Raw genomic sequence first — 14,235 nt, 5'->3', positions numbered from 1 at the left:
TTAAAATTTAAAATTATAAGTAATATTCGGAACAAATTTGAAGAGTGAAGTTTGTACCGCTCTCGTTGTTCCGGGTTTGTCAGGATTGTCTTCAAATGCAATCGTGTAAGCATTTTCTCTTCCGTAAATATTGTAAATTCCGAACGTCCAAGAGCTTTTCCAGCGTTTGTTGTTACTTGCTTCATACGTTGCGCTCAAATCCATTCTGTGGTACGCAGGCATTCTGTCAGCATTTCTTTTGCTGTATTGGAAAATCGTTTGTCCGAGCAGATCATACTTCCCGGTTGGGAAAGTCACAGCATTTCCTGTGCTGTACACAAACAATCCCGAAAAAGACCATTTAGGATTTAGCTCGTATGTCGCAACAACTGATAGATCGTGGGTTTTATCTTGTCTCGCATTGTACCAATTGTTATCGTTGATTCCGTTTATTTTTCTTTCAGTTTTTGATAAGGTGTAAGAAACCCAGCCTGTCAGTTTTCCGCTTTTCTTTTTTGCGATTACTTCTAAACCGTAAGCTCTTCCTTTTCCAAATAACAATTCGCCTTCTACATCTGCTGCGGCATCAAAAGTGATTTCGGCACCGTTTTTAAAATCAATCTGATTCTGCATCGTTTTATAATAAACTTCTGCATTAATTTCGTAATTATTGTTGTTGAAATTTCTGCTGTAACCCGCACTGATCTGGTCTGCAATTTCAGGCTTTACCGAATAACTGCTTCCAATCCACTGATCGGTAGGATTTCCGCTGCTGCTGTTGCTGAGCAAGTGAAGATTCTGAGTATTTCTTGCGTATCCTCCTTTGATGCTGCTCACTTCATTGATTCTGTAGTTGGCAGTAATTCGTGGCTCCAGATTAACATACGTTTTTCCGAATTTTCCTTTTTCTAAAAAACGGCTTTCGGTTAAAACTCCGTTGTCATAGGTATTGAAAGTATCTCCACCCAAAACGCTGAACATCGACAGTCTTAAACCATAATTCACCGTCAACTTTTCTGTAGCTTTAAAATCATCATTAATATATAATGCGTTTTCCCAAGAATATCTTGAATTTCTCGGAAAACTACTCACACTCGTTCCCGAAGCGCTACTTGGCGTAATCGTATGATAAATAGACTGTAGACCAAAACGAACTGAATGCTTATTCCCGGCAAACCATGAGAAATCCTGCTTTAGATTCCAATCCTGAATTTGTGAATCTAATCCGAAAGTATTGTCGTTGCTCGTAAGACTGACTTTGTAATCGTAGTTGCTGTAAATAAATGAAGTGTTGGAGAATAATTTACTATTGATGATGCTGTTCCAACGCAAAGTCGCTGTGGTGTTTCCCCAATCGGTAGAAAATGTATTACCTAATCCTAAAACATCCCGTCCGAAATATCCAGAAATATACAAACGGTTGTTTTCGTTAATTTGATAATTGGCTTTTAAATTTAAATCATAAAAATAAAGCTTGCTGTCTTTAAAATCATCAGTAGCTTTCAGGAAAACATCAGCATACGTTCTTCTTCCCGAAACAATGAATGAAGATTTTTCTTTCTGAATCGGCCCTTCTACACTCAATCGGCTGCTAATCAAACCAATTCCTCCGTTGACGTTGTAGTCTTTGTTGTTTCCGTCTTTCATTTTCACATCCATCACCGAAGAAAGTCGACCGCCATATTGCGCCGGACTGTTTCCTTTAATGATACTTGCATCCTTCAGTGCATCACTGTTGAACGTACTGAAAAACCCTAGTAAGTGTGATGCATTATAAACCGGAGCTTCATCTAATAAAATTAAATTCTGATCGGTTGCGCCTCCTCTTACACTGAATCCGCTGCTGCCTTCGCCATTGCTTTTGATTCCGGGTAAAAGCTGAATTGTTTTCAAAACATCTTTTTCACCAAATAAAACAGGAAGCTTTTCGATACTTTTGATGCTCAACGTTTCGGTTCCCATCTGAGCTGACGTAAGATTTTTATCTTTTTTCACTGCTGAAATGATGACTTCGTCAATCTGTGCAGTTCTTTCTTTTTCCTGACTCAGAATCAAATCTAATTTCACATTCTGATCAAGCTGTACGGTCTGTCTGTAATTTTCGTAACCTCCATAAGCGACGGCAATTGTATAATTTCCCTGCGGTAGAGAAAGTGAATAAAAACCATATTCATTGGCTGTGATATTGATCGTGGGATCTTCTTCTACTTTTATGGTGGCTCCTATAACGAGCTCGCCGTTCTTTCCGTCTCGTACCGTTCCACTGATCGTTCTCCGTTCCTGAGCAAAAGCGGTAATGCTGAAAACCGAAAGCCCGATTGTGGTGAAAATTCTACAATAGATTGCTTGCATTCTTCGATGTTTATTAAGAAAATAGTTTATTTGAAAGCCTAAAGATAAGCTTTTATTAAGTGGACTTGAAAGTGAATAAACGGATAAATATACTTTAAATTGTCTTTGTGTATATGAAATTTTGTTCACAAAAAATCCTCAATCTATGAAATTGAGGATTTTACCAATTGAAATCAATAGATATCTTATCAATCTTTAATATGTTTCGCCACTTTCTCCTCCAAATCTTCAAGATTAAAAGGTTTTGCCACATAATCATCAGCCTGCGCACTTTTCGCTAAAGCAACAATATCATTATTTGCAGTCACATAGATTACAGGAATATTTTTGTATTCTTCATGACTTTTCAAAAGCTTCGTTGCTTCTACACCACCGATATTCGGGATCCAATTGTCCATCAAAATGACATCCGGCTGAAACTGTGAAACTTTCTGTATGATGTCGTGCGACGTTTCTGAAATCTCAACGTCAAAACCGCCTTCTTCAAAAATGATGCTGATCACCTCAAGAATCACTTTATCATCATCAAAAATCAAAATTTTCTTCTTGTTCATATATTTAATTTATTTTATTTAATTGAAATTATTTTACTACTTACAACTGATTAATTAACTCCGCCAAATCTTTAGGATCAACTAACAGATCATAATCAACCCTCTCTACTGCCTGCTTCGGCATGTAATCGACTTCTGCGGTTTCCGGATTTTGAATCCAGACGATTCCTTTATTTTTTTTAATATATTTTAAACCTTCCACGCCATCTGCACTGGCTCCTGAAAGCAAAACTCCAATAACGTTTTCACCAAATGTTTCAGCAGCAGATTTGAAAGTCACATCAATCGACGGACGAGAGTAATTCATCTTTTCTGAACTGTCGAGTGAGACTGTATTTTTATTTTCAAACAACAAATGATAATCTGCCGGAACGATGTAAATCTCATTCTTCTCCAGCTCTGTTTTATCTTCAATTTCAAGCACATTCATTGAGGTAAATTGCTGCAGCAAAGTTGGCAGAATACTCGTTGAGTATGCTTTTCTGTGGACAACCAAAACAATCGGAAAATTAATATTTTCGTCAAGCTTTTTAATCATTTCCATAATCACCTGAAGACTTCCTGCAGATCCTCCGATGACAATTAATTCAGTATGGCTCATTTGTGTTTTCATGCTGAATCTATTGGTGATCTACTTTTTTCCAGATTTTCTGGTCTTCAATCTGATGATAAAATTTATCTAAATTAGAAAATCGCAAAGTTTCTTTCGAACCTAAGGCCAGATAACCCAAATTTTCAAGACTGGAATCAAAAAGGTTGAAAACACGTTCCTGTAAAGCTTTTTCAAAATAAATTAAAACATTTCTGCAGATAATCAACTGAAAACTGTTGAATGAGCTGTCTGAAACCAGATTATGTGTCGATAAAATCAGTTTTTCCTGAAGACTTTTATCAAATCTTGCACTGTCATAATTGGCAGTGTAATAATCTGAAAAATCTTCTTTTCCGCCGGAAAGCATATAGTTTTCAGAATATACTTTCATCTGATGCATCGGAAAAACGCCTGATCTTGCCGTTTCTAAAACTGATGGATTAATATCAGTTCCATAAATCAAACATTTATGATATAAGTTAGCTTCTTTCAACAAAATCGCCATCGAATATGCTTCTTCGCCAGTAGAACAACCTGCAACCCAAATTCTGATCAAAGGATACGTGCCTAATTGAGGTAAGATTTCTTCTCTCAATTTTTTGAAAAAATGAGGATCACGAAACATTTCTGTCACATTCACCGTAATTTCTTCTATGAAATGCTTGAGATAATCAGGATCGTTGAGAACTGTGTAGCGCAATTCTGCAAAGCTGGTAAAACGGTCGATCAGACAAATACGATTGACTCGTCTTTTGAAAGATGCTCTGCTGTACAAGGAAAAATCGTATCCGTACAAGTCGTACACATCTTTGATCAGAAATTCGATTTCTTCGTCCTTTACGATACTTGGTTCCAGCATTTAAGACAGTTTTTCTATAGCAGTTAATAGTACATCAACATCAATCGGCTTTTTCACATAATCCTGGGCTCCGGCATCCAGACATTTCTGACGGTCTTCTTCCATTGCCTGAGCGGTCACTGCAATTACCGGAATATGTTTAATGGAGGGCGTCTGGCGAATAATTTTCACAGCTTCATAACCATCCATTTCCGGCATCATCATATCCATCAACACCAAATCAATGTCAGGATTATTTTCTAAAATCTGAATCGCTTCCTGCGCCATCGTAGAAGTTTCCATCTGAAAGCCGCGGGCTTTTAAAGTCAATTTCAGGGCAAATATATTACGTGGATCATCATCCACAATCAAAATTTTCTTTTTCATGAGAGTACCTGTGATTTAACTTTCATACAACCAAACACGCAACAGAGACAGCAACTGATCGATATCCACAGGTTTTGTGATATAATCTGAAGCTCCCGCCTCAATACATTTGTCACGATCTCCAATCATCGATTTTGCCGTTACAGCAATGATTGGAAGTCTTCTGAACTTCGGCATTTTTCTGATTTCCTGAATCGTTTCGTAGCCATCCATATTTGGCATCATCATATCCATCAAAACCACGTCTACATCAGGATGTTCTTTGATTTGTTCCAATGCCTGAACTCCGTCCATTGCAAGCACAACTTCCACTTTGTATTTCTCCAAAGCTTTCGTTAATGAGAATATATTGCGGACGTCGTCATCGGTAATCAGGATTTTTTTACCGCTCAAAACTTCTGTCAATGAACCTAAAGTTTTATTTCTGATGGTTTCTACCGAGCTGTTTTTTTCTTCAACCAAATGTAAAAACAAACCGACTTCATCTAGAATTCTCTGATAAGAATGCGCCGTTTTAACGACAATAGAATCAGCATATTGCTTGATTTTCAATTCTTCAGAAGTTGATAAATTTCGTTCTGTAAAAATAATGATTGGCAGGTTTTCTAAACCTTCATAACTTTTAATAGACTCAATAATTTTGTATGCATTTCTTCTGTTTGCCCCAATATCAAGGATTACACAGTCTACTCCGTCAGTATTAAAGGCTCTTACACTGTCTTCAACGTTATCCTCAACTGATAAAGAAATATCAAAATTGCTCAGGAAATACGAAAGCGCACTTGCATGTTTTGCATTTTCTTCAACAATTAAAACTTTCTGCGGCGACTTTTTCAAGGCATCTTCAATTTTTTTGAAAACATCTGTCATTTGTTCCATTGCAACAGGTTTATTAATGAAGTCGATCGCTCCTTTCATTAAACTTTCCTTTTTTACATGTAGCGACGACATCATATGTACCGGAATTGGTTTTGTCTGAGGATTAGATTTCAACTCGTCCATTACTTTCCAACCGTCTTTTACAGGAAGCTGAACATCCAGTAAAATCGCAGCTGGATGGTATTGCATCGCTGCAGATAATGCCTGGTCGCCTCTTACCACCACAACACCTTTGTAATTTTGCATTCTGGCAAATTTCAATAAGGCGATAGCAAAGTTGGTATCATCTTCAACGATTAATATTACTTTATCGTCTTTTGAAATGTTGTTTCGGTCGTCATCAACGTCTTCTGGAATTTCCAAATGTTTGAATGCAATTTCAATCTCATTTTCCTGATAATCAATAATCTGTTTAATTTCTTCAACATCTTCTAAAATAACGTCAACCAAATTCTGATCTGAATTTCCAGTTGAAACAGTCTGATTTCCTTTCAGACTTTCGCTCATCGGAATGATCAAACTGAATTCGCTTCCTTCGTTGACTTTGCTTTTTAAATCTAAATATCCACCCAATAATTTAGCAATTTCCCGGCTGATAGATAATCCTAAACCGGTTCCTCCAAATTTACGCTGCGTAGACCCGTCTGCCTGCTGGAAAGCTTCAAAAATAATTTTCTGCTTGTCTTCCGGGATTCCAATTCCTGTGTCTTTTACAGAGAATGTGATGAAATCTTTATTTTTAGGATCTTTTTTAATGTTTAAATCTACGCTTCCTTCTTTTGTAAATTTCAAAGCATTGGACAAAAGATTTCTCAAAACCTGATCCAAACGCAGACGGTCTGTTTCAAGGCTTTTTGCTAAATCTTCTTCAATATTGATATTAAATTCAATTCCTTTTTCTTTAACCAAAGGATTCATTAAATTTTTCAAATCTTTTACGACTTCATCAATCACAACATCCTGATATTCCAGAGACATTTTCCCGGATTCTATTTTAGCTAAATCTAAAATTTCATCAATCAAAGTCAACAAACTGCTACCGGAACTCTGAATCACTTTTGCAGATTCAATCTGATCTTCATTCAGGTTTTCATCAGGATTTTCTGCCATCAAACGTGATAAGAGAAGAATTGAATTCAATGGTGTACGCAGTTCGTGCGACATATTTGCCAGGAATTCAGATTTGTATTGTGTACTTAAAGCCAACTCTTCAGCTTTTCTTTGAATTTCAATATTTCTTTCAGCAATCAGCTGATTTTTTTCTTCTAATAATTTTGAACGTTCTTCCAATTCAGTATTGGTTTGCATCAGTTCTTCCTGCTGCACTTTCAGTTCTTCTTCTGAAGCCTGTAATTTTTGAGTCTGTGCTTCTAGTTCTGTATTCAGATTTTCTAGCTCTGAATGTTGAACTTGCAATTCTTCAGACTGAGCCTGAGTTTCCTCCAATAAACGCTGTTCTTTCTCACGACTTTTTGCAGATCGTAAAGCAATGGCAATATTTCTGGAACTTTCTACAAAATAATCGATTTTGTCCTGATCAAAGTTTTCATTTGAACTTACCTCTAAAACCCCAATCGTCAAACGATCAGACATGACGGGAACCAACAAAATAGCATTGATTTTCACTTTACTGCTTGCAAAAGTAACTGCAAAATCATTTTCATTTAAGTCATTGAATGCTTTCGGCTTTTTCTGTGCAAAAACCTGCCCCACCATTCCTTCTCCGGAATCGAAGATCTGCTTCATACTGTTTTCTAAACCAAACGAACTGCTCAACTTCAATTTTCCATCATCCATCAGATAAACTGCACCGTTGATACAGTTTCCGTAATCGATCAATTGGCTGAGAGCATCATTGGTTACTTGCTTCACCGACTTATTTCCCACCAAAGATTCATTTAATAAAGCTAAACCTTTCTGTCTCCAGTCGCTTTTATTGATCTTATCAAAAGATATTTTCAGAGAGTCGGTCATGTGATTTAATGAATCTACCAGATCACCTAAGTCTCCGTCGTATTCATCTTCCACTCTTTGGTTGTAATCACCGTTAGAAACTCTGTTCGCAACCTGCTGAATTACGTTTACTCGTTTTGAAATTTCAATATCTTTTGCTTTTAATTCTTTTTCCAGTTTATCTCTTCTGATCAAATCATTACGTAATTTAATATAGAAAAATATCGTCACGATCATTGCTGCCAGAGATGAAAAAACAATAAACAGAACAGTTGTATTGGATGATTTGTCGAGATCTTTATTTTTTTTCTCAAGTCCGCTTTCCTCAAACTGTACAAAGTCCTGTACAAGTGAACGGCATTTATCCATGTACAATTTGCTCATTTCAATCTGCTCCTGCGTCATCGCAATTCCTTTCCGTCTGTTCTCAACAAAAAGTTTCAGATTGTTGATATTCCCATCAACATTTTTTTCCAAATCTTTAAGACGAGCCAACTGAGAAGGCTCTGTGATATCAAGCGATTTTGCCTTTTCTATTGACTGAGAATATGCTTCTAAACTTCGGTTATATGGATCGAGAAAACTTTCTTTTCCGGTTAATTGATAACCACGGTTTCCGGTTTCCGCATCTAAAAGTGCGATCAGAACGTCTTTCACAGCGGTAACTGATCTTCTGCTTTTAGAAACGCTTTCGCGGTGCTGCATCTGATTTTGGATGCTTAAATATGATGCGACCGAACTCGCAATTAAAATCAATAGAGAAAACCCGATTCCGAACTGGAGGTTTCTTATCACTTTTTTCGGCATAAAATTAATTTAAAGGTAATGTGAAATAAAATGTAGAACCTTCTTCTACTTTACTCGAAAGACCAATGGTTCCGTGGTGTTGCTTGATGATTTCAGAACAAATGTACAAACCGATGCCCATCCCCTGAAACTGTACAGAAGATTCTTCCACACGGTAAAACTTACGGAAAACCGCATCCTGCTTAAACTCAGGAATCCCAATTCCGAAATCGGTGACGCTCACTTTCACTTCGTCGTCATCCACAAATGTGGTAACAATCACCTGATTGTTTTCCGGTGAATATTTAATAGCGTTGGTTAAAAAATTAATCAAAACCTGTTCAATACGGATGGCATCGAAGTCAATCAACTGGTCAATTTTTCCGATGTGGCGATCGATTTTCACATTCGGATTATCATTGGTCTGTAAAATGGTATCAATCGTATTGTTGATCAGTTTTTCTAAATCTGCAGGTTTTTTATTGATTTTAAGCTTACCGTTTTCGATTTTAGAAACATCTAACAGATCGGTAATCAATGTGTTTAGCTTTTCTATCTGATCTAAAGCTTTAGTGACGAAAACTCCTTCACTATTTTCTGTATTGCGTTTCAGTTTACGATCCAGCAACTGCATGTATGCTTTAATGCTGGTTAAAGGAGTTTTGAGTTCATGGCTGGCAATACTCAGGAATTCATCCTTTTCTTTTTCCACTTTTTTCTGGTCTTCAATATCAGTGAACGTTCCGACCCAGTTTTTTAATTTTTCATTCTGATAAACAGGCGACATTCTTAGTAAATGATATCTGTAATCGTCGGTAATTCTATTTTTAATTCTTACTTCTAACTCGAGTGCTTTTCCTTTTTTTCTACAACGCTGAAACTCTTCTTCAATATTCAGATCATCGATATGGGTTTCGGGAAAATGCTGGTCAGATTCAGAATATTCAAACCATTTTCTGTTGACGAAGTTCACTATTCCATCCTCATTTAAAGTAAATGCAATCTGTGGCAAAGCTTCGAGCATTAGCTGAAAATGATCAATTTCAGACTTCATAGAAACCTGTGCTTCTCTTCTTCCCTTTACCTCCAATTCCAGACTTTGCTGAGCTTTCTTCATCGCAAGATTATTCTCCTGAAGATTGTAGAAAGTTTTTACTTTCAGCATCAGAATATCCGGATCGATGGGTTTTGTCACATAATCTATCCCTCCCGACTTATATCCTTTGGTAATAAATCTTTTATCGGTATTGACTGCGGATAAAAATATAATAGGAATTTCTTTGGTTTTGCTGTATCCGGCAAAAGTTTCGGCGACTTCAAAGCCATCCATTCCGGGCATCTGAACATCCAAAATAATCAATGCATAATTATTTTTCAATGCCTTACCCAAAGCTTCTTCTCCTGAACTTGCAGTATCAACCTGGAAGTCTTTAGACTCTAATAATTTTTTTAGCGAAAAAATATTGTTTTGGTTATCATCAACAATTAAAATCATAAGACGTAAAATAATCTGGTAAACAGGTTACACTTTTATTAAGCTACCAAAAATACTTACAAATTTTTAAAAAACACAGGATTATTTTAGGAATATTCACGTCGTAAATACTAAAACAAGAAAACAAACAATATATAATATTTTACTGATAAAGTATTAATACTGCGCATTCTCAATAGTTTCGATACCACAAGAACTAAATTAAATTAGAAATTCGCCTTTTAAATTATCAATCATTAAAACAAAACTCTGCCTGAAAGTTTTTACAACAATAAATTTGGCACAGTTTGTTCTATGATTTCACCATAAAAAATTGAAATTATGACTTACCAAGAAGCCGTTCAGCATAAAAAAGAATCCTTGAAAAATGCAGATGAATCTCTGCTAAAATTATATCACATCGTCATCACTCCTGCCAACACTGACGAAAGTTTCAAACACATTGAAGACTTTTCAAAAAATCCTGAAGCCTTCGATGATGAAAGTTGCAAAAAGTATTGTACTGATGACGAATATCAGGTGGTAAGCTTTAAGAAAGAAGAAGAAAATTAAAGGTTTTCGTATTTCATTTTATTGATTACCGGATTTGCATACATCGCCAAAAAACCTTCTTTTAGAACATCATCAGAAACATCGATTCTCATTTCGAGCCTTCTTTCAAATAATTGCTTTTCTTTTTCGGTGTAGTTTTTCGAAAACTGATGGGTTTCATGGAGCAAATCGTAAGCGATAAAATTCGTTGGCCAAAGCTGATAGTTTTGAATAATAGAATCATCGATCACCTGCGCAATAGCTTGTAATTGTCGGTTTTTATGATCGTATTGAGTTGCAATTTCATCATATTCTGACTCTAGAACTTTTCCTGCATGAAGGTGGATACGTTTTTTCTGACCCAATACTCCACTCATCATTGTGTTGAAATCTTCATCTTTGGCTTTTACATAAATCTCGTCATTATGCTTTGCTAAAAGTTGAGGCATTTTCAAAACATCCGTCGGATCGTATTCATAAGAAATTGATAACGGAACAATTTTAACTTTCTTGAAAAATTCTGCGAGTGAAATTCCTTCAGAAGCCATTGCAAGCATTTTTAGAATACCTTGCTGCGTTGAGTCGTTTCCATCTTTGGTACGACCTTCACGCTGGGCAATCCAAACTGAACGATTTTCTAAAAATAAAAGTTGAAAAATGTATTCAGACATCAATTTTGAACTCTTCAGTTGTTCACGTAGCGGCAATCCTCTTTGTACCAAAAAATTACGATTGAGCTTTGCTAATTTGTGAAGGAAAGTTTGTTGAACCAGATTATCTCCAATCGCAGAAGCGGTCATCACATGACCATTTTCCAACAAAATCAAGTTCAGCAATGATGTATCTAAAATAATATCCCGATGATTAGAGACAAACAGATAAGCAGTATTTTTATCCAATTGATCAAATCCCGAATGAGTTAATCCTTGAGAACTCGTTTCTAAGATTTTCCGAATCGTATGTGAAATAAAATTCTTCTGAAAATCGTGTATTGAATGTGTTTCTTTCAAATTTTCTGACCAAATTTTTTCATCAGTTTCAGGAAATGTGAAATTCATCAGCGCTTTCATCATGGGATGGCGGACTATACTTTTCACTGCTTCATTGACTTCGCAGTCATCAAAAGATCTGATATCATCAAACTTCGACATGGAATTTCTAAGGTTTAAAAAACAATTTGCAAAAGAACAAAAAATTATTGACGTGTCCTTACTAAGTTCAAATGACATTTGTATGTGACGAATACCTTTCTATTTTTTGAAAAAATTAAAAACATCAAAGGCGTTTTTTCCAACTCAAGTATTTTAATTAAATTAGATTTTCAGAAAGTGAATTCGTAATTTGTTTATGAATGCGCCCAAAAAACCAAATGAATTTAAAAAAGTGAGTCAGCAAACAGCCAATTTTTATAATAGATTTTCAGTTTTATACCCTTTGATAGATGTATTTTTAAAACCGCAAAAAAGAAAACTTTTTGATGAAATCAACACTCTTCCGTTTGGCAAATTGCTTGAAATAGGCGTTGGAAACGGAGCTCATCTGCCTCTATACAAGACCCATGACATCACAGGCATCGACACATCATTAAATATGCTTGAAATTGCCAGAAAACAAAATATAAGCAATATCAATCTGCTACAGATGAACGGAGAAACACTTTTATTTGAAGACCAAAGTTTAGATTATGTCGTTTTATCTCACACTATTGCTGTAGTAGACAATCCCGAAAAATTACTGGAAGAAAGCTACCGGGTTTTAAAACCAAATGGGAAAATATTCATCCTCAATCATTTTACTCCTAAAAATTGGCTGAGAATGATAGACTACTCTTTTCATTTTTTTTCAAAAATATTTCACTTTAAATCTGTTTTTCATATTGAAGAATTAAAAACTTTAGAGAAGTTCAGACTAGATAAAGAGGTTGATTTTGGTACTTTTTCTTATTTTAAACTTTTAATTTACTGCAAGTCGTGAAAAAGAAATATTTTTTAATCATCATATCTTTATCAATCAGCTTGTTCATCTACTTGTTTTACCGAACAGAAAAAACTGTGGCTACAGATCTTTTTATTTCGCTAATTTCATTGGATAGATATGTTGGTTTGAAAGAAAGCATTGTGAGTAATTTAACGCTGAACGAACACATCATCAATTCGTTGCCTGAAGGTTTGTGGGTTTTCTGCATCACCTTAACCTCTAAAAATTTATTCTTAAAAATCGGAAATAGAGAAATTAATCTCCTTTTTTTACCATTAATATTCTCAATAGGTTTAGAATTTTTTCAGTTGTTCAAATTGACTAACGGACGGTTTGATTTTTGGGATATTGGTTTCTCCATTGCTTTTTGGGCGATTGCAAATTATGTTGTGAAACATGAAAACGTAAGGCAAAACATTCTTCGTCCGTTAAATACAAACAGCTTGATTTGTGTTTTGAGTTATCTTATCGTTTATTTAGCTCACGTTTGGGAATAGATTATGGAAAAGAAAATCATTATTGCCTGTTGTTTTATTTTAGGTCTTACTTTTTATTATTATCCTGTTTTTGATCATAATGGAATTACTTATTTAATAATTTTCACATGCTTTGTTGGAATTTGTTTTGCCGGCGCAAAACTTTATAACCCAAGTGATGAAGTTACTGATTATGATACCATAGAAAAAGAAATTACTGAGCTTGAAAATTTCAACGGAATTTTTGAGTACAAAATAGAAGGATTTTATTTTACCCAAAATGAATTGACTAATTTTGTACGGTGGGACGAGATTACAGAGGTTAATTCTTTCAGTATTCAGTTACAATATCGGGAAAGACAAAACGGAATCGAAATTATAACCAATCAAAAAAGCTATGAGTTTGTCTCCGAAAATACGTTGGGAATTGAAAAATTAAGCAATCAGCTTTTTTATCATCTGCCAAATTGGAAATTGGATGCATCAGTGAATACCATCAACAATCATGGTCTCCAAAAAGCAAACTTGTTTACAAAAATACAAGAGTAATCAATTAGTTTCAAAGCTCTTTGATCTTATAGATCAAACTAAAAATTTAAATAGAATATTATGTCCATAACAAACGAATCAGAATTAATCGGAATGCAAAAAGCCAGTCATGCTGTTGCATTTACTTTAAAGCAGATGATTGAATACGCTCAACCGGGTATGACAACAAAAAACCTTGACGAATATGGAGCAAAAATACTATCAGATCTGGGAGCAAAATCTGCTCCTTTTTTAACTTACGGATTTCCGGGGCATACCTGCATAAGTGTTGACAACGAATTTTGTCACGGCATTCCTTCAGAAAAGAGAATTTTAAAGGAAGGAGATTTAATTAATATTGATGTTTCCGCAGAACTCGATGGTTATTGGTCAGACAACGGTGCTTCATTTGTAGTTGGTGAAGATATTCACCACCATCAGAAATTGGTAAATGCTTCTAAAGATATTTTAAGGAAAGCCATTAGCAACATCAAAGGCGGTGTGAAAATTTCTGAAATAGGACATTTGATGGAAACCGAGGCTAAAAAAAGAGGTTACAGAGTAATCAGAAATCTTGGCGGGCATGGTATAGGAAGAAGTTTGCACGAGCAACCGGAAGAACTAATGAATTATCGAAATCGTTTTGACCAAAGACGATTCAGGAAGAATTCTGTGGTGGCCATTGAAACATTTATTTCGACAGATTCATCGTATGCAACAGAACTGAACGACGGCTGGACAATGGTTGGCGATAAAGGCGGATATATGGCGCAACACGAGCATACTATCGTGATCACAGACGGAAAACCAATTATTCTTACAGAAGAAAATGAAATATTTAATTAAGATTAATCTTTTATTTGAATTAAATTTTCACTAAATTTTATTTACTTTTAAAAAATTATAAT

13 protein-coding genes are annotated in these 14,235 nt (G+C 35.4%); 5 read left to right on the top strand and 8 right to left on the bottom strand.

The genetic code is table 11. The features are described from left to right. The 7 genes from LNP04_RS01220 to LNP04_RS01190 form a co-directional block, all read right to left on the bottom strand. Positions 1-2,331, bottom strand: coding sequence for a TonB-dependent receptor (locus LNP04_RS01220; protein ID WP_229984775.1), 2,331 nt, complete (start codon positions 2,329-2,331; stop codon positions 1-3). A 188-nt stretch (positions 2,332-2,519) separates the two neighbouring features. After that, the gene (locus LNP04_RS01215) at positions 2,520-2,885 is read right to left on the bottom strand and encodes a response regulator (RefSeq protein ID WP_229984774.1); all 366 of its coding nucleotides are present in this window, start codon (positions 2,883-2,885) and stop codon (positions 2,520-2,522) included. Between the two features lie 40 nt (positions 2,886-2,925). Then, on the bottom strand, positions 2,926-3,498 hold the full coding sequence (locus tag LNP04_RS01210) for a chemotaxis protein CheB (protein WP_229984773.1): 573 nt from the start codon (positions 3,496-3,498) through the stop codon (positions 2,926-2,928). A 7-nt stretch (positions 3,499-3,505) separates the two neighbouring features. Further along, positions 3,506-4,336, bottom strand: coding sequence for a protein-glutamate O-methyltransferase CheR (locus tag LNP04_RS01205; protein ID WP_229984772.1), 831 nt, complete (start codon positions 4,334-4,336; stop codon positions 3,506-3,508). Then, positions 4,337-4,702, bottom strand: a complete 366-nt coding sequence (locus LNP04_RS01200; protein ID WP_229984771.1) for a response regulator — start codon at positions 4,700-4,702, stop codon at positions 4,337-4,339. It abuts the gene before it with no gap. Between the two features lie 15 nt (positions 4,703-4,717). Beyond that, positions 4,718-8,341 carry a response regulator gene (locus tag LNP04_RS01195; RefSeq protein WP_229984770.1) on the bottom strand — a complete coding sequence of 1,208 codons (3,624 nt, stop codon included), beginning with the start codon at positions 8,339-8,341 and terminating at the stop codon, positions 4,718-4,720. Between the two features lie 4 nt (positions 8,342-8,345). After that, on the bottom strand, positions 8,346-9,815 hold the full coding sequence (locus LNP04_RS01190) for an ATP-binding protein (RefSeq protein WP_229984769.1): 1,470 nt from the start codon (positions 9,813-9,815) through the stop codon (positions 8,346-8,348). A gap of 321 nt (positions 9,816-10,136) precedes the next feature. Between LNP04_RS01190 and LNP04_RS01185 the strand changes: the two genes are divergently transcribed. Then, positions 10,137-10,367, top strand: a complete 231-nt coding sequence (locus LNP04_RS01185) for a hypothetical protein (protein ID WP_229984768.1) — start codon at positions 10,137-10,139, stop codon at positions 10,365-10,367. On the opposite strand, the gene LNP04_RS01180 is transcribed toward LNP04_RS01185, so the two are convergent. Further along, a complete protein-coding gene (locus LNP04_RS01180; RefSeq protein ID WP_229984767.1) occupies positions 10,364-11,497 on the bottom strand; it encodes a 1-acyl-sn-glycerol-3-phosphate acyltransferase in 1,134 nt (377 codons plus the stop codon). The two genes, LNP04_RS01185 and LNP04_RS01180, sit on opposite strands and share 4 nt — an antisense overlap. Before the next feature lie 232 nt (positions 11,498-11,729). On the opposite strand from LNP04_RS01180, the gene LNP04_RS01175 reads away from it, so the two are divergent. The 4 genes from LNP04_RS01175 (at position 11,730) to map (ending at position 14,173) form a co-directional block, all read left to right on the top strand. Next, complete coding sequence (locus LNP04_RS01175; protein ID WP_229984766.1) at positions 11,730-12,320, top strand: class I SAM-dependent methyltransferase; 591 nt, start codon at positions 11,730-11,732, stop codon at positions 12,318-12,320. Between the two features lie 77 nt (positions 12,321-12,397). Further along, a complete protein-coding gene (locus LNP04_RS01170; protein ID WP_229984765.1) occupies positions 12,398-12,820 on the top strand; it encodes a hypothetical protein in 423 nt (140 codons plus the stop codon). A 3-nt stretch (positions 12,821-12,823) separates the two neighbouring features. After that, positions 12,824-13,348 (top strand): hypothetical protein, encoded by a 525-nt coding sequence (locus tag LNP04_RS01165; protein WP_229984764.1) that lies wholly within the window; start codon positions 12,824-12,826, stop codon positions 13,346-13,348. A 60-nt stretch (positions 13,349-13,408) separates the two neighbouring features. Further along, complete coding sequence (gene map / locus LNP04_RS01160; RefSeq protein WP_229984763.1) at positions 13,409-14,173, top strand: type I methionyl aminopeptidase; 765 nt, start codon at positions 13,409-13,411, stop codon at positions 14,171-14,173. Positions 14,174-14,235: the final 62 nt, after the last annotated feature.

The organism is Chryseobacterium sp. C-71 (assembly GCF_020911865.1).
In the GTDB taxonomy this organism is placed as follows: Bacteria; Bacteroidota; Bacteroidia; order Flavobacteriales; family Weeksellaceae; genus Chryseobacterium.
Note: the sequence above shows the minus strand (reverse complement) of the source record. Positions and strands in the feature narration are given on the sequence as shown.

What these genes read in the sequence shown, in the direction of transcription:
- LNP04_RS01220 (WP_229984775.1), bottom strand. Translation starts at nt 2,331, where the DNA reads ATGCAAGCAATCTATTGTAGAATTTTCACCACAATCGGGCTTTCGGTT.
- LNP04_RS01215 (WP_229984774.1), bottom strand. Translation starts at nt 2,885, where the DNA reads ATGAACAAGAAGAAAATTTTGATTTTTGATGATGATAAAGTGATTCTT.
- LNP04_RS01210 (WP_229984773.1), bottom strand. Translation starts at nt 3,498, where the DNA reads ATGAAAACACAAATGAGCCATACTGAATTAATTGTCATCGGAGGATCT.
- LNP04_RS01205 (WP_229984772.1), bottom strand. Translation starts at nt 4,336, where the DNA reads ATGCTGGAACCAAGTATCGTAAAGGACGAAGAAATCGAATTTCTGATC.
- LNP04_RS01200 (WP_229984771.1), bottom strand. Translation starts at nt 4,702, where the DNA reads ATGAAAAAGAAAATTTTGATTGTGGATGATGATCCACGTAATATATTT.
- LNP04_RS01195 (WP_229984770.1), bottom strand. Translation starts at nt 8,341, where the DNA reads ATGCCGAAAAAAGTGATAAGAAACCTCCAGTTCGGAATCGGGTTTTCT.
- LNP04_RS01190 (WP_229984769.1), bottom strand. Translation starts at nt 9,815, where the DNA reads ATGATTTTAATTGTTGATGATAACCAAAACAATATTTTTTCGCTAAAA.
- LNP04_RS01185 (WP_229984768.1), top strand. Translation starts at nt 10,137, where the DNA reads ATGACTTACCAAGAAGCCGTTCAGCATAAAAAAGAATCCTTGAAAAAT.
- LNP04_RS01180 (WP_229984767.1), bottom strand. Translation starts at nt 11,497, where the DNA reads ATGTCGAAGTTTGATGATATCAGATCTTTTGATGACTGCGAAGTCAAT.
- LNP04_RS01165 (WP_229984764.1), top strand. Translation starts at nt 12,824, where the DNA reads ATGGAAAAGAAAATCATTATTGCCTGTTGTTTTATTTTAGGTCTTACT.
- map (WP_229984763.1), top strand. Translation starts at nt 13,409, where the DNA reads ATGTCCATAACAAACGAATCAGAATTAATCGGAATGCAAAAAGCCAGT.